General features: G+C 67.3%; 20 protein-coding genes. 6 read left to right on the top strand and 14 right to left on the bottom strand.

What is annotated here, in order from left to right:
* Window positions 1-41: 41 nt before the first annotated feature.
* From BACI348_RS08030 to truB, 4 genes are all read right to left on the bottom strand, one after another.
* Entirely contained in the window at window positions 42-1,025 is a 984-nt protein-coding gene (locus BACI348_RS08030; RefSeq protein WP_159824750.1) for a bifunctional riboflavin kinase/FAD synthetase, read from the bottom strand.
* A gap of 125 nt (window positions 1,026-1,150) precedes the next feature.
* Entirely contained in the window at window positions 1,151-1,609 is a 459-nt protein-coding gene (locus BACI348_RS08025; protein WP_159824748.1) for a hypothetical protein, read from the bottom strand.
* Window positions 1,610-1,628: 19 nt separating this feature from the next.
* The gene (locus BACI348_RS08020) at window positions 1,629-1,982 is read right to left on the bottom strand and encodes a hypothetical protein (protein ID WP_159824746.1); all 354 of its coding nucleotides are present in this window, start codon (window positions 1,980-1,982) and stop codon (window positions 1,629-1,631) included.
* A 2-nt stretch (window positions 1,983-1,984) separates the two neighbouring features.
* Window positions 1,985-2,932 carry a tRNA pseudouridine(55) synthase TruB gene (gene truB, locus BACI348_RS08015; RefSeq protein WP_159824744.1) on the bottom strand — a complete coding sequence of 316 codons (948 nt, stop codon included), beginning with the start codon at window positions 2,930-2,932 and terminating at the stop codon, window positions 1,985-1,987.
* 97 nt (window positions 2,933-3,029) lie between these two features.
* Here truB and BACI348_RS08010 point away from each other — a divergent pair, with 97 nt between their 5' ends.
* Entirely contained in the window at window positions 3,030-4,184 is a 1,155-nt protein-coding gene (locus tag BACI348_RS08010) for a pyridoxal phosphate-dependent aminotransferase (protein WP_201298400.1), read from the top strand.
* An 83-nt stretch (window positions 4,185-4,267) separates the two neighbouring features.
* Here the strand turns inward: BACI348_RS08010 and trxA are convergent, their stop codons facing one another.
* Both trxA and BACI348_RS08000 read right to left on the bottom strand, forming a co-directional pair.
* Window positions 4,268-4,705 carry a thioredoxin gene (gene trxA / locus BACI348_RS08005; RefSeq protein WP_159824740.1) on the bottom strand — a complete coding sequence of 146 codons (438 nt, stop codon included), beginning with the start codon at window positions 4,703-4,705 and terminating at the stop codon, window positions 4,268-4,270.
* A gap of 2 nt (window positions 4,706-4,707) precedes the next feature.
* Window positions 4,708-5,190, bottom strand: a complete 483-nt coding sequence (locus tag BACI348_RS08000) for a nucleoside deaminase (protein WP_159824738.1) — start codon at window positions 5,188-5,190, stop codon at window positions 4,708-4,710.
* Window positions 5,191-5,374: 184 nt separating this feature from the next.
* Between BACI348_RS08000 and BACI348_RS07995 the strand changes: the two genes are divergently transcribed.
* Entirely contained in the window at window positions 5,375-6,493 is a 1,119-nt protein-coding gene (locus BACI348_RS07995) for a ScyD/ScyE family protein (RefSeq protein ID WP_159824736.1), read from the top strand.
* Between the two features lie 86 nt (window positions 6,494-6,579).
* Here the strand turns inward: BACI348_RS07995 and rbfA are convergent, their stop codons facing one another.
* From rbfA to rimP, 5 genes are all read right to left on the bottom strand, one after another.
* Window positions 6,580-7,089 (bottom strand): 30S ribosome-binding factor RbfA, encoded by a 510-nt coding sequence (gene rbfA / locus BACI348_RS07990; protein WP_159824734.1) that lies wholly within the window; start codon window positions 7,087-7,089, stop codon window positions 6,580-6,582.
* A 251-nt stretch (window positions 7,090-7,340) separates the two neighbouring features.
* On the bottom strand, window positions 7,341-10,262 hold the full coding sequence (gene infB, locus BACI348_RS07985) for a translation initiation factor IF-2 (RefSeq protein ID WP_159824732.1): 2,922 nt from the start codon (window positions 10,260-10,262) through the stop codon (window positions 7,341-7,343).
* 152 nt (window positions 10,263-10,414) lie between these two features.
* Window positions 10,415-10,747: a YlxR family protein gene (locus tag BACI348_RS07980; RefSeq protein ID WP_442858524.1), complete on the bottom strand. Its 333-nt coding sequence runs from the start codon at window positions 10,745-10,747 to the stop codon at window positions 10,415-10,417.
* Between the two features lie 211 nt (window positions 10,748-10,958).
* A complete protein-coding gene (gene nusA, locus BACI348_RS07975) occupies window positions 10,959-11,939 on the bottom strand; it encodes a transcription termination factor NusA (protein ID WP_159824728.1) in 981 nt (326 codons plus the stop codon).
* Window positions 11,939-12,547 (bottom strand): ribosome maturation factor RimP, encoded by a 609-nt coding sequence (gene rimP, locus BACI348_RS07970; protein ID WP_159824727.1) that lies wholly within the window; start codon window positions 12,545-12,547, stop codon window positions 11,939-11,941. The genes nusA and rimP overlap by 1 nt, the downstream gene beginning before the upstream one ends.
* 106 nt (window positions 12,548-12,653) lie before the next feature.
* Between rimP and BACI348_RS07965 the strand changes: the two genes are divergently transcribed.
* From BACI348_RS07965 to BACI348_RS07955, 3 genes are all read left to right on the top strand, one after another.
* Entirely contained in the window at window positions 12,654-13,796 is a 1,143-nt protein-coding gene (locus BACI348_RS07965; RefSeq protein WP_236557491.1) for a DUF4439 domain-containing protein, read from the top strand.
* Between the two features lie 108 nt (window positions 13,797-13,904).
* Window positions 13,905-14,630: a VIT1/CCC1 transporter family protein gene (locus BACI348_RS07960; RefSeq protein WP_159824726.1), complete on the top strand. Its 726-nt coding sequence runs from the start codon at window positions 13,905-13,907 to the stop codon at window positions 14,628-14,630.
* A 46-nt stretch (window positions 14,631-14,676) separates the two neighbouring features.
* Window positions 14,677-15,720 carry an aminoglycoside phosphotransferase family protein gene (locus BACI348_RS07955; protein WP_159824725.1) on the top strand — a complete coding sequence of 348 codons (1,044 nt, stop codon included), beginning with the start codon at window positions 14,677-14,679 and terminating at the stop codon, window positions 15,718-15,720.
* 36 nt (window positions 15,721-15,756) lie between these two features.
* On the opposite strand, the gene BACI348_RS07950 is transcribed toward BACI348_RS07955, so the two are convergent.
* From BACI348_RS07950 to BACI348_RS07940, 3 genes are read right to left on the bottom strand one after another with little or no spacing between them, the layout of a single operon-like run.
* Entirely contained in the window at window positions 15,757-17,148 is a 1,392-nt protein-coding gene (locus tag BACI348_RS07950) for a pyridoxal phosphate-dependent decarboxylase family protein (RefSeq protein WP_159824724.1), read from the bottom strand.
* Between the two features lie 45 nt (window positions 17,149-17,193).
* Window positions 17,194-17,997: a sulfite exporter TauE/SafE family protein gene (locus BACI348_RS07945; RefSeq protein WP_159824723.1), complete on the bottom strand. Its 804-nt coding sequence runs from the start codon at window positions 17,995-17,997 to the stop codon at window positions 17,194-17,196.
* A gap of 9 nt (window positions 17,998-18,006) precedes the next feature.
* Window positions 18,007-19,818 (bottom strand): proline--tRNA ligase, encoded by a 1,812-nt coding sequence (locus tag BACI348_RS07940; protein ID WP_159824722.1) that lies wholly within the window; start codon window positions 19,816-19,818, stop codon window positions 18,007-18,009.
* A 411-nt stretch (window positions 19,819-20,229) separates the two neighbouring features.
* Between BACI348_RS07940 and BACI348_RS07935 the strand changes: the two genes are divergently transcribed.
* The gene (locus tag BACI348_RS07935) at window positions 20,230-21,081 is read left to right on the top strand and encodes an ABC transporter ATP-binding protein (protein WP_159824721.1); all 852 of its coding nucleotides are present in this window, start codon (window positions 20,230-20,232) and stop codon (window positions 21,079-21,081) included.
* The last annotated feature ends 2 nt before the right edge of the window (window positions 21,082-21,083 follow it).

Here is a 21,083-nt window from a genome sequence, read left to right as displayed (position 1 = left end):
GCTGCTGCGCTGTTGCCCGCGGCGGCATGCCTGCGGACGGGTCAGCGCCTGGCCAGGAGGTCGTGCGCCTGGACCACATCCAGGCGCATCTGGTCCACCAGCGCTTCAGGCCCACGGTAAGCCACCATGCCCCGGAGCCGCGCCACAAATTCGACAACTACTGTCTGGCCGTACAGATCGAAGTCTTCCACCTCTTCGTGCGGGCGGTCGATCACGTGCGCTTCCACCTGGCGGCTTACCCCGTCAAACGTGGGGTTGGACCCTACTGAGATGGCAGCGGGCCAACGGGTCCCCACCTGGTCCACCAGCCAGCCGGCGTAGATGCCGTCGGCCGGGATGAGCCCGCTGGCGTTGGAGGACAGGTTGGCGGTGGGGAATCCCAGGGCGCGGCCGCGGGCAGCGCCGTGGACCACCTCGCCGCGCATGCGGTGAGAGCGGCCCAGCACTGCGGCTGCCGTGGCCACGTCACCTTCCTGGAGGGCTTCGCGCACCCAGGTGGAGGAGCAGCGGCGGTCCGTGCCGTCGTCGTTATGGAGGGGGTAGCCCTCTGAGCCGAACTCGCTGATCACCTGGACCTCGAAGCCGAACTTGTCGCCCAAAGCCCTCATGGTGTCCAGGTCGCCGGCGTTGCCGCGGCCGAAGCGGGCGTCGTGGCCGATCACCACGTGGCTGGCGTGCAGGCAGTCCACGAGGAATTGCTCCACGAATTCTTCAGCGGTGAGGCTGGCCAGGTCCAGGGAGTACTTCATCACCAGGATGGCGTCCAGACCCAGTTCCCCGAGCGCTTCCAGCTTGTCTTCGAGGCCCATGATCAGTTCCGGCGCCGACTCCGGGCGGTGTATCAGGGCGGGGTGCGGATCAAAGGTGACTGCCACGGACTTGGACCGGGTGAGCCGGGCGGTGCGGATCAGCTCCGACAGGACCTGCTGGTGGCCGCGGTGGACGCCGTCGAAGTTGCCGAAGGTGACAACAGATGGGCCGAAGTCCGCCGGGACCTCGGACGGATCGTTCCAGATGTAGACCATCACCCTCGCCTTTAACTGCGTGCAAGTATCAACGTTCAGGACCGTACCGGCCACGGAACTCTCTAAAGATTACCCGCACCGGCGGTGCGGCTTTGCCACTTGCCGGCCAGCCGGCAGTGGCACCGTCAGCGGTTCAGCGACGGACGGCGGCGGTACAGCCACACCAGGCCCAGGATCGGCAGCAGCAGCGGTATGAAGCCGTAGCCGCGGCCAAACAGGGACCACACCGTCTCGTGCGGGAACTGGACGGAGTCGAAGACGCTCAGCGCGCCCACCACCAGCACGCCCACCAGTTCAACCAGTACCGCCGCGACGGACACCTTGAACCATGTGCTGCCGGCCTTGGCGAGGGATACGGTGGCCACGACGTAGACCAGGGCCGCGAACGCGGACAGCAGGTACGCCAGCGGCGCCTCGGAAAACTTGGTGAGGATCTGGTAGCCGGCGCGGGCCGTCGCCGAGATCGCGAAGACCGCGTAGACCGCGATCAGCAGGCGGCCCGGCCCGGTGTTCCGGGTGTTTTTCCCACCTGCGGCGCCGGCGCCTGCGCCCTTGGCGGGGGCGGCGGGGTTCTGGTTTTTCACGTTGCGTGCTTCTTCCACTTCAGTACCAGATCTGGTTCATTCGGGCGGCCATCACCAGCGCGGTGACGCCCACAGCGGCCAGGACAAAGTTGCTCCACCGGGTTCGCTCCAGGATGGACCAGTACACCGCGGCCGGCGGGAGGAGCATCGCCGTGGCCAGGTAGCCCCAAAACTCCCACGCCTCCCCGGCGATGGGTTCACCGGCGATGACCCGCACAATGGATCCGACCAGGTACACCAGGAGTGCAACCTCGACGGCGGCCACCGACAGGATGGTGACGTCGTTCGGGGCCTTCTTCAGGATGCCGGCCACCAGGCAGATCCCCGTGGAGAGCAGACCCACCACCAGGATGATGTAGAAATAGGCGTCCACGCTCAGGCCGCCCCTGGGGTGCCGGGGCCATCAGCCGCGCCGCTGCCAGTGCCCGGGGCGAACACCAGCACAGGTTTGGCGAAGCTGCCGGCATCGGCCAACAGGGCCACCAGGCTCCCGTCGGGGGCGAAGGCGGCTGCGGGGTGCTCGGCCGTGGCGGCAGCGGGGCTGCCGGGAGCGGCACCGGCTGCAATCCGCCGGCCGAACGAGATCTCTGTGGTTTCCTCCGGGCTGAGCTCGCGGTTGGGCATCAGGGCACGGGCGGCGTCGGCCATGTCAAGGACGTTGAGTTCGTCGGCAAGCTCCTCAAGGGTGCGTGCCTGCTCCAGTGAGTAGGGTCCCACGTGCGTCCGGCGCAGGGCCGTGAGGTGTCCCCCGACGCCGAGGGCGTTGCCGAGGTCGCGCGCCAGCGCACGGATATAGGTCCCCGACGAGCACTCAACGGTGACATCCAGATCCACCACGTCCGCCCCGGCATCCCGGCTGATGCTGTGCACTTCAAACCGGTGGATGGTGACTGGACGGGACGCCAGCTTGACCTCTTCACCCGAGCGGACTCGGGCATAGGCGCGTTCGCCGTTGACCTTGATGGCGCTCACGCTGCTGGGCACCTGCTGGATCTGCCCCGTGAGGGCGGCGACGCCGTCGTGGATTGCCTGCTCCTCCACCCCGGCAACGGAAGCCGTGGCAGTCACTTCACCCTCGGCGTCGTCCGTCACGGTGGACTGGCCCAGGCGGATGGTGGCCGTGTACGTCTTGGAGGTTCCAACAATGTAGGTGAGCAGGCGGGTGGCTTTGTTGATACCCACAACCAGGACGCCCGTTGCCATCGGATCGAGGGTGCCGGCGTGCCCCACTTTCCGGGTACCGGCGATGCGCCGCATCCGGCCAACCACATCATGGCTGGTCCATCCCTGCGGTTTGTCCACTATCACCAGTCCAGAAAGCACGCTTCCCAGTATATCGGCGCCTGTCCGGCCCCCCGCCCACACACCAGCGGGCCCCGCCCCTGAACGTCCAGCTCAGGCGGCGGTTAGGATGGCTGGCATGCCTGAGCTTGCCGCCCATGTCCGCGACGTGCCCGTTAACCAGATCCGCGAAATTACCGAGGCCGCCTGGCGCACTCCCGGCGCCCTGGTCCTCAGCATCGGCGAGCCCGGCTTCCCGCTCCCCCGCCACGTCCTGGACGCCGGCATCGCCTGCCTGGACCGGGACGAAACCAATTACACCCCCAACGCCGGCATCCCGGCCCTCCGCGAAGCCTTCGCCGCCAGGTTCAGTGAGCAACAGGGCTGCAGCATCGGTTCCGACCGGGTGTATGTGGTGGACGGCGCCCAGCAGGGCCTGCACTTCGCGATGAGCCTGCTGCTCTCCCCCGGCGACGAGATCCTGATTCCCAACCCGGGCTACCCCACCTTTGCTATGACCAGCAGGTTGCTCAACGCTGTCCCCGTGCGCTATCCGCTCTACCCGGACCATGGCTTCCAGCCCCGGACCGATGACATCGAGGCACTGATCACCGACCGGACCCGGGTGCTCGTCCTGAACTCCCCGTCCAATCCGCTGGGCGCTGTCCTCAACGAAGACCTGACCCGCGGGCTGGTGGAGCTGGCCAGGCAGCACGATCTGTGGGTGATCTCGGACGAGTGCTATGAGGCGTTCACTTTCGATGTGCCGCACGTGAGTCCGGCAAGGTTCGACGGCGTCCTGCCGGGTGAGGCCCGCGTCTTCACGTCGCTGACGCTGTCCAAGACCTACGGCCTCACGGGGCTCCGGATCGGCGCTCTGGTGTGCCCGCCCGGGCTGGAGCAGAAGATGAACAACGTGATGGAGTCGATCGTCTCCTGTGTGGCGTCGCCGTCCCAGTATGCTGCCCTGGCCGCCCTCACCGGGCCGCAGGATTACGTGCAGCACGCGCACGGGCACTACCGGGCCAACCGGGACGCGGCGTCTGCCGTCCTGGATTCCAAGGGCATTCCGTACTTGAAGGCCGACGGCGCGTTCTACCTTTGGGCCGACGTGTCGCATGTGAGCGGCGGGGATGTCCGGGCCTGGGTCCGGCGCTTCCTCGCCGACTCGGACGTTGCGCTGGCGCCGGGGACGGCCTTCGGTTCGATTGGCGAGGGCTGGGTGCGGATTGCGTTGTGCGGCAAGCGGGAGGAGCTGCTGGAAGGTTTGTCCAGGCTGCCTGGGCGGGTGTGAAAGCAGGCGCCGGCGCCCTGTTGGTCTTGCCTGTCAGTCCCTGGCGCCGGCTCGCTGCAATCGGCCCGGCGTAGTTCCTGGCGTCAGCGCCTTGTTCCGGCCAGCGCACCGTCCAGCCATGTCCGCAGCTCCTGCGCCGGGGCTGCTCCCGCCTGGCGTGCAGCCACCTTGCCGCCGACGACCACCATGAGCGTGGGAATGGCCTGTACATCGAACAGGCGGGACAAGCCGGGATTCCTGTCGACGTCGACCTTCACCAGTTTGATGGCCCCTTCGCGCTCGCGGGCCAGTTTGTCCAGGACTGGGCTCACCATCCGGCACGGGCCGCACCACGCAGCCCAGAAGTCCACAAGCACGGGAACGGGAGACTGTTCGGCCACCGTGCCGAAGTCGGCGTCGCCGGCATCCACTATCCAGGGCAGCCCGCGGTGGCAGTTGCCGCAGCGGGGCCGGCCCGCGGCGTTAGCCGGGACGCGGTTGGTCTTTCCGCAGTGGGGGCATTTGATGAGGGACGCTTCCATGCCTAGTAGTCCTTCCTGCTTTTGTGCGCACCCCAAGCCAGGAAAGGGGCGTCCGACGCCGGCACATCGCCCCTGCTGACCGGCAGCAGTTCGGGGCGGGCGCCGGAGAAGTAGTCGTAGAAGAGGGCGTCATCAAAGCCTGCGGACGCAGCACCGTAGCGGTCCGCGGCGAAGTACACGCGGTCGATCCGGGCCCACAGTGCAGAGGCCAGGCATAGCGGGCACGGCTCGCAGCTGGCGTACAGCACTGCCCCGTGCAGGTCAAAGTTCCGGATGGCTGCGGCGGCGGTGCGGATGGCCACGACTTCAGCGTGCGCGGTGGGGTCGTTGTCACGGGTGACCCGGTTGACACCCTCATGCACCCGCCCGTCCTTGGTCACCACTAACGCTCCGAAGGGACCGCCGCCGTCGGCAACGTTCCGGGTGGCCAGTGCCACCGCCTGTTCAAGGTACTGGTTGGCTTCGCCGCGGTCCGCCTGGTTCATAGCTCGATCCTAGCCAAAGCGATTGGTGTTAGGGGATGAAAGTAGGGGGCGAAATAGGGGGCAAGTCCCGACGACATCGCTGCACCGCAGGCTTAGTCTGGCGGCCGGGGGTTCCGAAATCACCGCTTCCCACGAGGCTCCTTATACCCGGCCCTTTCAGGGCGCAAAACCCGAAAGTACCCCAATGAAGAGAAAGTTTCCGATCGTCGCCTGTATCGCTGTTGCAGCGATAGCCATTCCTGCCGGGCCCGCCGCCGCGGGTGCCCGTACCACCGAACCCCGCACCCTGGCCGAGGGCCTGTCGGCACCTCTTAGCCTGGCCGTGGATTCGGAAGATTCGGTCCTGGTCACCCAGAATTTCGCCGGTCTCCTCAGCCGCGTCAACGACGACGGCACTACCACCACGCTCTACCAGGGCAAGGAGGGTTGGGACGTCGGCGGCGTGGAAAGCCGCCGGGGTACCACCTACTTTGTGGAGAGCGTGGGCGCAGGCGGCGGTGATCCGGCCGCCCTCGAAGGCTACCTGAAGTCCATCGACGAGCACGGGGACGTCCGTACCATTGCCGAACTGGCCGACTATGAACGCCAGAATAATCCGGACGGCGATCAGCAGTACGGCTTCGGCTCCGATGTGTCGGACGAGTGCCTGGCCGGCTGGCCTGCTTTCCCGCCCGCCCGCTACGAGGGCGCGGTGGACTCGCACCCGTATGGCGTGGCGGTACGGGGCGGCACGGCGTACATCGCTGACGCCGGCGCGAACGCCATCCTGGCGGTCGATATCGGGTCGGGCGACATCTCCACGCTGGCAGTCCTGCCGCCGCGCCCTGCTGTGGTTCTGGCGGGAACGAAGATCCCGGTGGACATGGCAGGAACCATGGTGGATGTTCCTGAGTGCGTGGTGGGGCATGAGTACGCCTTTGAACCGGTGCCCACCGATGTGGAGTTCGGCCCGGACGGCCGGCTGTACGTCACGTCCCTGCCCGGTGGTCCGGAGGATCCGTCCCTGGGAGCCAGGGGTGCGATTTTCCGGGTGAATCCGTGGAACGGCAACACGCACGTGTGGGCGGAGGACATCCTCAGCCCCACCGGCCTGGCCATCACGGACGACGGCGACGTGTACGTTGCGTCCATGTTCGGCAACGAGATCCTCAAGCTCGATGGCCAAAGCCGCGAACAATCACAGTTTTTGGCCGTCGACGGTCCGGCTGCGGTGGAAGTCCGCGGATCGGACCTTTACGCTACGGCCGGGTTCAGTTTCACTGATCCGGCCAAGGGCAAGGTGATCAAGGCCCGCATCGGTTAGCCGGCCATCAATTTCCTGGGAAGCAGAAGGCCCGGACCGAATGGTCCGGGCCTTCTGCTGGCTATTGCGCTTGGCTGTTTGTGGGCTTACTTGTTGCCGTCTTCGTCGAGTTCTTCGGCGTCGGTGAGGTCGAGGTCCTCTTCGTCGAAGTCGTCTTCGTCGATGTCCACGTCAGCGGACGCATCGCTCTTGTATGGATCAGCGTCCCCGGCATGCTTGGCTTCCGCTGCCAGGGCGGCCACCTCGGCGTCGCGCTTCTTGGCCTCCCGGAGCAACTCCTCCAGATTGGACGCAATGACGGGAATCTCGTCCGAGACGAATTCCAGAGTAGGAGTCAGGCGGATAGTCAGGTTCCGCCCCACCTCCTGCCGCAGCACACCCTTGGCCTTCTCCAGTCCCTTGGCAGCATCAGCCTGGACAGCCTGGTCACCAAAAACGGTGTAGTAGACGGTGGCATGCTGCAGGTCATTGGTCACCCGGGCATCAGTAACAGTGATGCCCTCCAGCCGGGGATCCTTAACCTTCCGGCCCAAGGCCTCAGCCACAACAACCTTAATCCGCTGCGCCAACTTGGCAGCACGTGCCGGATCAGCCATGAACAACTCCTAAAAGAAGAAAAATTGGAACGTACGACGGCGGCCCGAAAGCCATCCAACGCACCAGAGGTTTGGGTGCTACGCACTCAGGCGAGTCTGGGAACGGACCCGGCGGAATTTTTCCGGCGGCCCGGGAGTGGCATCGTGCCTGCCGAAGCTGGGCGGCCGACGTCGTAAGACGTTGGCTGCACAGCGTAGGGGCGGGGCCGCCGGAAAATTCCGACGACCCCAGCCGTTGCAGCTAACAAGAGTTAGACGCGCGGCTTCTCACGCATCTCGAAGGTCTCGATGATGTCGCCTTCGGTGATGTCGTTGAAGGAGCCAAGGCCGATACCACACTCGAAGTCCGTGCGGACCTCGGTGACGTCGTCCTTGAACCGCTTGAGCGTCTCAACGGTGAGGTTGTCACCGATGATCTTGCCGTCGCGGCTGACGCGGGCCTTGCTGTTGCGGCGGATGATGCCCGAGCGGACGATCGAGCCGGCGATGTTTCCGAACTTGGAGGAGCGGAAGACTTCGCGGACCTCGGCGGTGCCCAGCTGGACCTCTTCGTATTCCGGCTTGAGCATGCCCTTGAGCGCCATCTCGATGTCATCGATCGCGGAGTAGATGACGGAGTAGAAGCGCATGTCCACGCCTTCGCGGTCTGCCAGTTCGGCAACCCGCTCGGCGGGCTTGACGTTGAAGCCGATGATAACGGCGCTGTCCACTGTTGCCAGGTTGACGTCGTTCTGCGTGATGGCACCAACACCGCGGTGGATGACGCGCAGCTGCACGCCTTCGCCGACGTCGATCTTGAGCAGGGCGTCTTCGAGGGCTTCCACGGCACCGGACACGTCACCCTTGAGGATGAGGTTGAGGGTGTCGATCTTGCCTTCGGCGACAGCCTGGTCGAAGTCTTCGAGGCTGATGCGCTTGCGGCGCTTGGCCAGGGCGGCGTTGCGGTCGGCGGCTTCGCGCTTCTCGGCGATCTGGCGGGCGGTGCGCTCGTCAGCGGTCACGAAGAAGGTGTCGCCTGCACGCGGGACGTTGGACAGACCCAGCACCTGGACGGGGCGCGACGGGCCGGCCTCGGTCAGGGCGCTGCCGTCGTCGTCGAACATCGCACGGACGCGGCCATGGGCCGTGCCTGCCACGATGGTGTCGCCGACGCGCAGGGTGCCGGACTGCACCAGGACGGTGGCCACGGAACCGCGGCCCTTGTCCAGGTTGGCTTCGATGGCGATACCGCGGGCGTCCTTGTTCGGATTGGCGCGCATGTCCAGGGCAGCGTCCGCGGTGAGCAGGACGGCCTCGAGCAGCTCGTCGATGTTGAGGTTCTGGCGGGCAGAGACCTCCACGAACATGGTGTCGCCACCGTATTCTTCGGGAACCAGGCCGTACTCGGTTAGCTGACCGCGGACCTTGTCCGGGTTGGCGCCTTCCTTGTCGATCTTGTTCACGGCCACCACGATGGGCACGTTGGCTGCCTGGGCGTGGTTGAGGGCTTCAACGGTCTGGGGCATCACGCCGTCGTCCGCTGCGACCACCAGGATGGCGATGTCGGTGACCTTCGCACCACGGGCACGCATGGCGGTGAACGCCTCGTGGCCCGGGGTATCGATGAAGGTGATCTTGCGGTCGTCGCCTTCGTGATTGTGCGTGACCTGGTAGGCGCCAATGTGCTGCGTGATGCCGCCGTGCTCGCCCGCCATAACGTCGGACTTGCGGATGGCATCGAGCAGGCGGGTCTTACCGTGGTCCACGTGGCCCATGACGGTGACTACCGGAGGACGTGCCTCGAGGTCTTCGTCGCCTTCAGCCTCGAGCTCGGCGTCGAAGTCGATGTCGAAGGTGGAGAGCAGTTCGCGCTCTTCGTCCTCCGGCGACACAACCTGGAGCTTGTAGCCGAGTTCTTCGCCCAGCAGTGCGAAGGTTTCCTCGTCCAGCGACTGGGTTGCCGTTGCCATTTCACCGAGGTGGAAGAGCACGGTCACCAGCGCGGCGGGGTTCGCCTCGATCTTGTCGGCGAAGTCGGTGATGGACGAGCCGCGGCGCAGGCGGATGACGGTGTTGCCGTCGCCGCGGGGTACGCTCACGCCACCCAGCGACGGTGCACTCATCTGCTCAAGTTCCTGGCGCTTTGCACGCTTCGACTTGCGCTGCTTGCCACGTCCGGCGCCGCCCTTGCCGAAGGCACCCTGGGTGCCGCCGCGTCCGCGGCCGCCCTTGCCAAAGCCACCGCCGGCGGGAGCACCGCCGCCGCCACCGGGACCACCGGTTCCGGGAGCGCCGCCCGGGCGTCCGGGGCCACGGCCGCCGGCACCGGGACGTCCTGCACCGGCGGGAGCCGGGCGTTCAGTACGGTTGGGCATCATGCCCGGAGTAGGACGGTTTCCACCGGCACCACCGGGGCGCGGTGCACCGGGGCGCGGGCCACCGGCACCTGCTGCGGGACGCGGCCCGCCAGCGCCGGCTGCGGGACGGGGACCACCGGGACGGGGGCCACCGGCACCTGCTGCGGGACGCGGACCACCGGGGCGGTCGCCGTCGGTACGGCCTCCGCCCGGACGGGGCATGCCCTGTGAAGTGGCGAACGGGTTGTTGCCCGGACGGGGAGCACGCTCACCGTCACCGCCACGGCCGCGGGGCATGCCCTGCGAGGTGGCGAACGGGTTGTTGCCCGGGCGGGGACCGCCGGGACGGGGTGCAGAGCTGCCTGAGCCGCCCTGTCCGCCGGGGCGGGAGGAGGCAGCGGGAGTTTCGGCCTTGGGGGCCGGACGTGCACCGGGCTTTGCGCCGGTGGAGGGAGCAGCGGAGGTCGCGGGAGCGGCCGGAGCTGCGGGCCGGCTGGCAGCCGGTGCCGCCGGAGCCGACGCAGCAGGCTGGGCCGGTGCTGCCGGAGCGGCGGGGGCCGGTGCCTGCGCTGCGGGAGCCGGAGCCTTGGGGGCTGCCGGAGCGGGGGCGGGAGTTGAAGGACGTGCTTCTGCGGCCGGGGCGGGCGCCTTGGGCGCGGCCGCCGGTGCCTTGGCGGCAGCGTCGGGGAAGGCGTTGCGCAGTTTACGCACAACGGGGGCCTCAATGGTGGAAGAGGCAGAGCGAACGAATTCACCCAGTTCCTGCAGTTTTGTCACTGCATCTTTGGAAGTAATACCGAGCTCTTTGGCGAGCTCATGTACGCGGACCTTGGCCACATTTCTCCTGTCTCGGTCCGCACCGAGCCAGGCACGAACCGTCTACTTCTTACTGCGGACCCCAGCCGCGGATACTGCGGAAGGGCCCATTGCAGAGCGCAACAAAGTTGTCATCGTTACGCACTCATCGCTGGGAACTCATCGGGTTTCCATCAGATTTCTGACCCGCTTTCAGGTTGGACGGTTGGTGTTGCAGTTGCCGTGGTGCCTGCAACGTTCGTTTCCGGCTTGATCCAGTGTTCGACGGCGGCAATTCCGGTTGCGCCCGGAAGGGCACGTCCGAAAGCCCGCCGTTTGATCGCCAGAGCCAGGCACGATTCGCTGGGGTGCAGCCAAGCACCCCGGCCAGCCAGCCGGCGTCGTTCATCCACCAGGACAGCGGTTGATCCGCTGCCTTCGGCGACGAGCCGGAGCAGTTCCGACCGCAGGCCTTTTTTCCGGCATCCGATGCAGGTACGTTCAGGGTGATTTCCGGTGGAAATCATAGCCACGGTCATCTTCCTGACATTCATCTCTGCTTGGCCCGGGAATGCCGACCTTCCGCTGGGTTAGCGGAAGGGGCATGCTCAAGGCACACGTCTGCCGGCCGTTGGGCGCGGCCTTTTCTATTCTAGCCCCTCCGGGCCGTTCTGCCCGAAACCGCACCGCAGTTCCGGCGCGGCCGCCCGGGAACGGGCGGCTGTTTTCGCTGACAGCCTAGTTCTCGCGCGGAGCCGCTGCGTCGGAAACGATATCGATGCGCCAGCCGGTCAGCTTGGCCGCCAGGCGGGCGTTCTGGCCTTCCTTGCCGATGGCCAGCGAAAGCTGGTAGTCGGGAACCACCACGCGGGCGGACCTGGTGGCTTCATCGGTGATGGTGACCGAATTCACCCTTGAGGGCGACAGGGCGCTGGCGATAAAGGTGGCCGGGTTCTCGCTGAAGTCGACGATGTCGATCTTTTCGTCGTTCAGTTCCGTCATCACGGCCCGCACGCGGGATCCCATTTCACCGATGCAGGCACCCTTGGCGTTGATGCCGGGAGTGTTGGCTTTGACGGCGATCTTGGTGCGGTGGCCGGCCTCGCGGGCCAGGGCAACGATCTCCACCGAGCGGTCGGCGATCTCGGGTACTTCCAGTTCGAAGAGCTTCCGGACGAGCCCTGGGTGGGAGCGGGACAGCGTGACGGACGGGCCCTTGGAGCCGCGGTGCACGTCGATCACCAGGGCTCGCAGGCGGTTGCCGTGGATGTATTTCTCCCCCGGTACCTGCTCGGGCGGCGGGAGGAGTGCTTCCACAGTGCCCAGGTTGACCTGCACCATGTGCGGGTTGTGGCCCTGCTGGATGGTGCCGGCCACCAGTTCGCCTTCACGTCCCTTGAACTCGCCCAGGACGTTGTCGTCTTCAACGTCGCGGAGCCGCTGCAGGATGATCTGCCGGGCGGTGCTGGCGGCGATGCGGCCGAAGCCCTCCGGGGTGTGCTCGAATTCGCCGATGGGGGCGCCGTCGTCGTCGATCTCCACGGCCCAGATGGTGACGTGGCCGCTCTTGCGGTCCAGCTCCGCGCGGGCCTTTTCGAAGGCGCCGGGCGACTTGTGGTAGGCCACCAGGAGCGCCTGCTCGATGGTGGGGATCAGGAGGTCCAGCGGGATTTCACGCTCACGCTCCAGAAGTCTCAGTGCGCTCATGTCAATATCCATCAGGCCTCCTCAGAAGGTCCATTGTGTTCAGGTTCCAGACCATCCTCAAGGAGGTGGCTGAATTCGATCTCGACTTTTCCGTTGCGGATCCTGTCGAAAGGAAGCTTGACGGGATCGCCCTGCTTGGGCTTCATTCCCTTTTTGACGGCGATCTCGGGCACGAGGGTCACGCCTGCCTCGTCCACCGCCTGGATGCGGCCAGTGACGTTGTCGCCCTGGACCACGTTGACCTTTACCATCCGGCCCTTGGCGCGGTGCCAGTGGCGCGCTTCGGTCAGCGGCCGTCCCACGCCCGGCGAGGAGACTTCAAGGTCGTAAGGACGGCCGTCGTCACCGGGATCATTGTCCAGTACATCCGAGAGCACCTTGGAGATGTCGGCAATGACGTCAAGGCTGACGCCACCGGTTTCCTCCTGCGGCAGGTCCACCACCACGTGGACCACGCGGTGGGACCCGGGGATGATGGCCACATCCTCCAGGTAGAGGCGGTTGGCCTGGACCGAGGGTTCCAGGAGGGCCCTGAGCCGTGCGGCTTCCGGGCTGTATGCGGCCTCAGCCTTACCCGTTCCGGTAGGGTCAGATGAAGCTGTGGCTTCTGCATTGCTCACGATGCCGGCCGCCTCCCTTTAGATGATGTTGTGTGTACCAGCGTAGCTATTTTACCGGTTCATTGGTGCACGGAGTTCCCCCCTCGGCGTGACACCATGGTCTGTTGTGAAAGACGACAACCAGGAAAACCCCCAGCGGATGCGCTATTTCCGGTACGCCGTTTTCTCGCTGGCAGGCCTCCTCGTCCTCAGCCTGGGCCTGGCTTTTCTCCCCTCTGAACCGCCCGCACCTGCGGAACTGCCCTTCTCCGAGCAGGCCCGGGCGGCCGCCCTGGAAGAGGCCTTGCGGCTGCGGTCCACGGGCCTGGAGCTGGCCGCGTCCGGAGCGGACGGGTCCGCCGAAGCCCCGGCGGCCCGCGCCCTGGACCAGGTTGTGACGTTGCTGACCATCCAGGCCCGGGTGCTGCTGCTTCCGGGAGATGAAGCCCCCGCGGGCGCCGGAACAACGGCGGCAGCCCCCGCCTCTGTCCTGCCTTCCACCGCTGCTCCGTCACCGAGTCCTCCCGCAGCTCTTCCCGCAACAGTGACAGTTGCGGAGTTTGCGGACCGCCTTGCCGGCAGCGGCCGGCAACGCCTTCAGGATGCCGGAACGGCCGACGGCGGCATGGCACGTTTGCTGGCCGGCGCCGGTACGGCGCAACTCCTGGCAGCCGAACGGCTGGGCGCGCCCGGGACACCAAAGGATGGTGCCGCGGCATCACCGGGAGCTTCAGCGCTGACGACGCCCGGCGCAACAACCAGGGAAACACCCTCTTCGTGCCCGGCCACGACCTCCGCCGCCATCCAAGCCCCCGCCACGCCACCCGGAGGTGCCGCCGAACTCGGCGCAGCCCTCGTGGCGGCCGCTGACGCCGAACTGGAGGCCGTCTACGGCTACCAGGCGGCACTTCCCCGCCTTCCCGCCGTAACTGTTGGCCCGGCGTCGGGATTCCTGGCACAGCACCGGGATCTTGCCGCCCAGGCCAAGGAGTTAGGGCTCCTGCACTGCGGGAATTTCCCGCCGCAGGCACCGGGGTACGTCCTGGACCAGGGCTTCCTCGACGCTCCGGCAGCCGGGCTCGCCGGCCTGGAAGCGGATACCCTCCCGTTGTACGGCGACATTGTGGCGCTGTCAGGCGGGGCCACGCGGAACTGGGCCCTGGCGGCCCTCCAGGAAGCCGCCCGGCGTGCGCAGCAGTGGGGCGCCACTGTTGAGCCGCTGCCGGGCCTGGTGGTGGACCAGGGGAAACTCCCCGAACTGGCGCAGTAAGCGAGGGCCTCACGCGGAAGCCCCCACGGCAACGGCATTTCCCGGCCGCCCTCCCCCCGGGCCGCTGCAGTGCTGGCAGGCCCGGGCGCCGGGTGGTTTGCTGGAGGGATGGACACAGCAGGCGCTTCCTTCCATGACAATGAACCGCACAGCAATGACCTGGCCCAACGCCTCAATTGGCTGCGCGCGGGCGTCCTGGGTGCCAATGACGGCATCGTGTCCGTGGCCGCCATTGTGGTGGGCGTCGCCGGCGCAACTGCCGCCTCCGGTCCGATCCTGGCGGCAGGGGCAGCCGGCCTCGTGGGTGGTGCCGTGTCCATGGCACTCGGCGAATACGTCTCGGTCAGCAGCCAAAGCGACAGCCAGAAAGCCCTGATCGACAAGGAACGCCGTGAGCTGGCCGAAGATCCTGAGGTGGAACTGGCCGAACTCAGCGCGATCTACCAGGCCAAGGGCCTGAGCGCGGAGACGGCCGGAAGGGTGGCGGCCGAACTGACCGAACACGATGCCCTGGCCGCCCACCTCTCGGCCGAGCTCAACATTGACCAGGACGACATCGTCAGCCCCTGGCATGCCGCTTTTGCCTCGGCAGTATCGTTCGTGATCGGGGCAGCGCTCCCCATGCTGGCCATCCTGCTCCCGCCCCCTGAGGTCCGGGTTCCCGTCACGTTCGCCGCCGTGCTCCTGGCGCTGGCACTGACAGGGGCACTGGGCGCATGGATCGGCGGCGGCTCCAGGTTGCGTGCCGCCGTCCGCGTGGTGATAGGTGGAGCACTTGCCCTCGCCGCCACCTTCAGCATCGGCAACCTGCTCGGGGCCACGGGCGTGGTCTGAGCGGGCCTGCCGCCTGCGCCGTACCATTGGACTTAGGCTGGAACTGATGAACCAGCCAGCGGCAGTACCCATCCCTCCGGACCTCACTGCGCGCCATACGCGCAGCAGTGCCGGGCGCGCATGGCTCGCGTCGTTGCCCGACCTGGTCCAGGGCCGCCTCGTGGACTGGCAGCTCACCCCGGACCTGATCCCCGGCGCACTGCCCTGGAACGGCCACGGCGGCATCGTCGTCCCGGTCCGGCAGCAGGACGGCGCCCCGGCGGCCCTCAAAATCGCCTTTCCCCACGACGAGGCCAAACTTGAGCGGCACGCCCTGGCGCTGTGGCAGGGCCGGGGCGCCGCTGCCCTGCTGGCCTCCGATGCGGGCACGTGCGCCATGCTCCTGGAAAGGCTCGACGGCGAACGCTCGCTCAGCGGCGTGCCCATGGAGGAGGCCGCGATGGTCTGGGGCGGCCTGGTGCGCCAGCTGAGCCTTCCGCCTGACGACCGGCCGCAGTGGTTCGAGTTTGAGCACATCGCCGCACGGGCGGAGCAGTGGAGTGATGACCTGCCGGCGGAATGGGAACAGCTGGGACGCCCCTTCCCCCGCTGGCTCCTCGAGGCCGCCCTGGAGGTGTGCCAGACCCGGGGCGCGGTGGGCAGGCGTTCTGCCAGGGACGTCCTGGTCCATACGGACCTGCATTTCCTCAACATCCTGGCGCGCCCGGCCCTTGCCGCCTTCGATGGGTTTCCGACGGCGGCCGGTTACGCAGCGATCGATCCGCAGCCCATGATCGGCGAGGCGGAGTTCGCGGTGGCGCCGCTGCTGTGGAACCGCATGTCCGACCTGCCGTTGGACCAGCCTGCTGCCGGCCTGCGCCGCCGCTGTGCAGACTTCAGCTCCGCGGCCGGCCTGGATCCGGACGTCGCCCGGCAGTGGGGTATCGCCAGGGAAATCGCGAACGCCCTGGGCTACGCGGGGAAGCCGGACCATCGGGGCGACCTTGCCCGGTCCCTCTGGGTGGCCAGCACCCTCGCGGGCAGAACCCTGGACGGGCTGCCTTCACCGCACCGCCTGCCGGAGCCCGGCGAGGCAATCGGCGCACATTGAGGCGTCCGCCCCTGAAAAACGGTGCCATCCGGCCGGTCAGCCACCGCGGACAGCAGCCAGGGCAGTGCCCACGGCAGCCACTGCGGTCTCCACCTCCTGCCGGGACGTCCGCCAGTTGCTGACGGACACCCGCAGGATGTCCCGGTCACGCCAGCGGGAGCCGGACATCCATACCTTGCCGTCCTCGATGATCCGGGCGGTCACTGCCCGGGTGGTGGCGTCGTCACCGAAGGCCACGCTCACCTGGGTGTACCCGACGTCGTTCAGCACCTCCACGCCGTCCAGGTCCGCCAGCCCTGCCGCAATCTGCGCGGCGGCAGCCGCCAGCCCCCGCACCTGGCCCGCCAAGCCGTCGCGGCCCAGGCTCTTCAGGGCCGCCCACACAGGCACGCCCCGGGCACGGCGGGACAGCTCGGGGACTTTCTCGAACGGGTCACCCGGCCCCTCGGCATCGTGGACCAAATAGCTGGCGTGCAGGCCCATCGCGGACCGCAGCGCGGAGGCGTCCCGCACGATCGCGATGCCACAGTCGTACGGCACGTTCAGGGTCTTGTGCGCGTCAGTCCCCCACGAATCGGCGTCCTCGTAGCCGCGGGTCAGGTGGCTCAGTTCCGGTGCTGCCGCTGCCCACAGGCCGAAGGCGCCGTCGATGTGCACCCAGGCTCCGTGCTTCCGCGCAACGCGGATGGCTTCGGGGAAAGGATCAAAAGCGCCGGAATGGAGGTTCCCGGCCTGCAGGCACACCAAGGCAGGCCCTGTGCCTTCAGCCAGCGCGGCCTCCAGCGCTTCCGGAATCAACCGCCCCTGGTCATCCGCGTCCACTACCACCGGCCTGCCGAGCCCGAGGTACCGCAAGCCCAGGTCCACGGTGTCGTGCCGTTCCCTGCCCACGAAGCACCGGATCCGGGGTGCGCCGCTGAGCCCGTCCCGGTCCAGGTCCCAGCCGGCATCGGTGAGGAGCCGCCACCGGCCCGCCGCCATCCCCGTGAAGTTGGCCATGGTGGCTCCGGTGACGAAGCCGACGTCGGCCGCTTCCGGAAGCCCCAGCAGTTCAAGCAGCCACGCACCGGCGCTTTCTTCGATGGCGGCCATGGCCGGAGTGGCATAGCGCAGGCCGGCGTTCTGGTCCCAGGCGCTGACCAGCCAGTCGGCGGCAAGCGCCGCGGGCAGGGTTCCGCCAATGACCCAGCCGAAGAAGCGGCCTGAAGGCATGGCCATAAGCCCCGGCTCGGCTGTGTGTGCCAGGAGGTCGACGACGTCTGCCGCGGGCATGCCCGATGCCGGCAAAGGGCCGCCGAACGGCCCGGTGAGGTCGTGGGCGGGGAGCCGGGGGCCGACGTCGCGGTCCTTCAGGCTCTGAAGCCAGGCTGTTGCATGGCCGGCAGCCGCGGTCAAGGCGCTGGCGTACTCATCGTCACCGTGTGGCATATCTGCATGCTACGCCCGGCTCCCGGCGGCCACGAAGGCCTCGAACTACCCCTGATGGGCGAAGTTTTCCTGCCAGACGTCGTAGCCGAGTTTGATGATCAGCGCCGCCACCACCGCGAGGAAGACCACACGGACAAACTTGCTCCCCTGCGCCACGGCCGTCCGCGCTCCGAGGTATCCGCCCGCCATGTTGGCAGCACCCAGCAGCAAGCCCAGCGCCCACAGGATGGAACCGTGCGGCAGGAAGAACAGCAGCGCCCCCGCGTTGGTTGCCATGTTCACGATCTTGGCCTTGGCACTGGCCTCCAGGAACGCGTACCCCATCGCCGAGACCAGGGCGATGACCAGGAAGGAACCGGTACCCGGACCGATGAGGCCGTCGTAAAAGCCGATCACTGCGCCGATCAGGCAGGCCACCACGTAGTGTTTGTGGCCGTTATGACGCAGCGCGGTGACGTGGCCTGCATCCGGCTTCAGGGCCGTGAAGAGTGCCACGGCAACGAGGGCGGCGACAATGATGGGTTTGAACACGCTGGACGGCAGGCTGGCGGCCAGGATCGCGCCGCCAAAGCTGCCGGCCAGGGCAATGACGGCCATCGGCAGGGCGGTCCGGAGGTCCGGCCCCACCCGCCGGTAGTACGTTACGGCGCTGGTGGCGGTCCCAAAAATCGAACCAAGCTTGTTCGTTGCCAGTGCCTGGACAGGAGTGATGCCTGGCACCAGGAGCAGGGCAGGGAGCTGGATCAGTCCGCCCCCGCCCACTACGGCGTCCACCCAGCCGGCAGCGAAACCGGCCACCACGATCAGGACCAGCGTTGTCAGCTGGATGGACTCAAGCCCGGGGAGCACGTCCGGGGATCAGGAGGCGCGGACGGCGTTGACCACGTAGTCAACGGCCTTGTCCACGGCAACGTTTTCGGCGTCGCCGCTGCGGCGGTCCTTGATCTCCACCACGCTGTCCGCCAGCCCGCGGCCGACGGCCAGGATGGTGGGGACGCCCAGGAGTTCGGCGTCCCCGAACTTGACGCCCGGAGAGACCTTGGGACGGTCGTCAAGCAGGACGTCGAGGCCTGCGGCTTCCAGGTCCGCTGCCAGCTGCCCGGCGGTGGCGAAGATCTCTTCACCCTTGCCCACGGCCACCACGTGGACGTCCGCGGGTGCCACGGCGCGGGGCCAGACCAGGCCCCTGGCGTCATGGTTGGACTCTGCCAGCGCCGCTACGGCGCGGGTGACGCCCACGCCGTAGGAACCCATGGTCACCGTGACCTGCTTGCCGTTCTGGTCCAGGACCTTCAGCTCCAGGGCTTCCGCGTACTTGCGGCCCAGCTGGAAGATGTGGCCCATTTCAATGCCGCGGGCGATTTCCAGGGGTCCGGAGCCGTCCGGGGCGGGATCGCCTGCGCGGACATCGGTGCACTCGATGACGCCGTCCCAGGTGAAGTCCCGGCCGGCGACAAGGCCGAACACGTGCTTGCCGGCTTCATTGGCGCCGGTGATCCAGGCGGTGCCGCTGACAACGCGCGGGTCCACCAGGTACAGCAGCTTGGTGGCGCTTTCGGTGCCCAACAGCGGTTCATCCAGCGTCAGCCCGGGTCCAAGGTAGCCCTTGACGATGAGCGGCTGCTTCTTGAGGTCGTCATCATTCGCGGCCTCGAGTCCGATCTCGCCGCCGATGGGCAGGAAGGATCCGATGTTCGCCTCGACGCGCTTCAGGTCAACCCCGCGGTCGCCGGGCAGGCCGATGACCACCAGCTGGCGCTCCCCGGTGGGCAGGGTAACGGCAAGCACAACGTTCTTGAGCGTGTCCGCCCCGGTCCAGGCGCCGCCGTCGGCCTCTGAACGCGGGGCCAGTTGGTTGGAGGCTGCCACCAGGGTTTCGATGGTGGGGGTGTCAGGGGTGTCGAGCACCTCGGCGGCGGGGGCGCCGGTGAAGTCGATGTCCGCCGGGACAACGGTGGTCACGGCCTCGACGTTGGCTGCGTAACCGCCGGCGGAGCGGACGAAGGTGTCCTCGCCGATCTCGGTGGGGTGCAGGAATTCTTCGCTCTTGGATCCGCCCATGGCGCCCGCCGTGGCCGTTACGGGGATGACTTCCAGGCCGAGGCGCTCGAAGATCCGGAGGTAGGCGCCGCGGTGGGCCTCGTAGCTGGCGTCCAGGCCGGCGTCGTCCACGTCGAACGAGTAGGAGTCCTTCATGATGAATTCACGGCCGCGCAGCAGGCCTGCCCGGGGGCGGGCCTCATCCCGGTACTTGTTCTGGATCTGGTACAGGCTGAGCGGCAGGTCCTTGTAGGAGGAGTAGAGGTCCTTGACCAGCAGCGTGAACATTTCCTCGTGCGTGGGGGCCAGCAGGTAGTCCGCGCCCTTGCGGTCCTGGAGCCGAAACAGGCCTTCGCCGTACTCGGTCCAGCGGTTGGTGGCCTCGTAGGGTTCACGCGGCAGCAGTGCCGGGAAGTGGACCTCCTGCGCCCCGATGTTGGCCATCTCTTCACGGATGATGGCCTCCACTTTGCGCAGGACGCTGAGCCCCAGCGGCAGCCAGGTGTAGATCCCCGGGGCGGCGCGGCGGATGTAGCCGGCACGGACCAGAAGCCGGTGGCTGGCCACCTCGGCGTCGACGGGATCTTCACGCAGGGTGCGCAGGAAAAGCTGGGACAGTCTTGTAACCACGGGTGGATATCCGTTTCTGGGGAGGTGCTGGTTCAGCAGGGCCGGACAAATTTGTCTGGGTACTAATCTACCGGCAGCGGAGGCCTGGCCATGACTCCCGGGGAACACGTGGCCCTCGGAACGCAGTAGAGCCACGCCCGGAATTGCAAAGCCCCTGGCCCCCCTCGAGGCTGGTCATCGCATCCGGGCGTGGCTCGACGCCGTGATCGCTAAGTACTGGTGAGACCGGTGAGACCGCCCCGCCACTCCAGCGCAGCTAGATCGAACCTAAGTGATAGCGGCCACACTTATCAAGTACTTTCTTGTTCAGGGCCGTTGATTGCGGTAGTTTACGGGCCTACTTTTAATTCATCAGGTGATGAATTACGGGCCTTCCGGCCCGGAAACGCCTGCATTTGGGCGGAGGCCGCCATGTCAGGTCCGGCAGTTGGAAACTTTCCGGGAACGGACGACGACGGCCGCGCGGTCGCCGCCGGCGGCCTCACAGTGGTGCGGGGCCGGGTCCCGGTCCTCCGGGATCTGTCCTTCAGCATCCCCGCCGGACAAATCACTGGGCTTCTGGGGCCGTCCGGAAGCGGGAAAACCACCCTGATGCGGGCCGTCGTCGGGGTGCAGCGCATCACCTCCGGCTCGGTGCAGGTCCTGGGGCTGCCCGCAGGCAGCACCCAGCTGCGCCACCAGGTGGGATATGTGACGCAGTCGCCGAGTGTTTACCCGGACCTCACGGTGGAAGGGAACGTCCGCTACTTCGGGGCGATGCACCGGAAAGGCGCCGTTGAGGCAGCGGAGGCGATTGCCGCCGTCGGCCTCCAGGAACAGGCCCGGCAGAAGACGGCGGACCTGTCCGGGGGCCAGCTCAGCCGCGTGTCCCTCGCCTGCGCCCTGGTGGCCCGCCCCAGGCTGCTGGTGCTCGATGAGCCCACCGTGGGACTGGATCCGGTGCTGCGGGCGGACCTCTGGGGCCGTTTCCGTGACATGGCCGCGCACGGCACCACATTGTTCGTTTCAAGCCATGTCATGGAGGAGGCGGGCCATTGCGAATCGCTGCTGCTCCTGCGGGAAGGCAGGCTGCTTGCGCAGCTGACCCCGGCAGAGCTGAGCCGGCGCGGGCACAGCACCGACCTTGAAAAGGCCTTCCTGCACATCATCCAGGAGGCGGCGGAACAACCGGGACCCGCTGCCGGCGACAGGAAGACCCTGAACGGGAAACCCCCGGAGGCGGAATCCCGGGACACGGAATCCCGGGACAGGAGCGTGCGGTGATG

Source organism: Arthrobacter sp. 9AX, assembly GCF_902506095.1.
Lineage (GTDB): Bacteria > Actinomycetota > Actinomycetes > Actinomycetales > Micrococcaceae > Arthrobacter.
This window is presented reverse-complemented; position numbering and strand designations above follow the sequence as displayed.

Coding starts and splice junctions, on each gene's coding strand:
- BACI348_RS08030 (WP_159824750.1), bottom strand. CDS start 1,025: ATGGTCTACATCTGGAACGATCCGTCCGAGGTCCCGGCGGACTTCGGC.
- BACI348_RS08010 (WP_201298400.1), top strand. CDS start 3,030: ATGCCTGAGCTTGCCGCCCATGTCCGCGACGTGCCCGTTAACCAGATC.
- trxA (WP_159824740.1), bottom strand. CDS start 4,705: ATGGAAGCGTCCCTCATCAAATGCCCCCACTGCGGAAAGACCAACCGC.
- BACI348_RS08000 (WP_159824738.1), bottom strand. CDS start 5,190: ATGAACCAGGCGGACCGCGGCGAAGCCAACCAGTACCTTGAACAGGCG.
- BACI348_RS07995 (WP_159824736.1), top strand. CDS start 5,375: ATGAAGAGAAAGTTTCCGATCGTCGCCTGTATCGCTGTTGCAGCGATA.
- rbfA (WP_159824734.1), bottom strand. CDS start 7,089: ATGGCTGATCCGGCACGTGCTGCCAAGTTGGCGCAGCGGATTAAGGTT.
- BACI348_RS07980 (WP_442858524.1), bottom strand. CDS start 10,747: ATGATTTCCACCGGAAATCACCCTGAACGTACCTGCATCGGATGCCGG.
- nusA (WP_159824728.1), bottom strand. CDS start 11,939: ATGGATATTGACATGAGCGCACTGAGACTTCTGGAGCGTGAGCGTGAA.
- BACI348_RS07960 (WP_159824726.1), top strand. CDS start 13,905: ATGGACACAGCAGGCGCTTCCTTCCATGACAATGAACCGCACAGCAAT.
- BACI348_RS07955 (WP_159824725.1), top strand. CDS start 14,677: ATGAACCAGCCAGCGGCAGTACCCATCCCTCCGGACCTCACTGCGCGC.
- BACI348_RS07950 (WP_159824724.1), bottom strand. CDS start 17,148: ATGCCACACGGTGACGATGAGTACGCCAGCGCCTTGACCGCGGCTGCC.
- BACI348_RS07935 (WP_159824721.1), top strand. CDS start 20,230: ATGTCAGGTCCGGCAGTTGGAAACTTTCCGGGAACGGACGACGACGGC.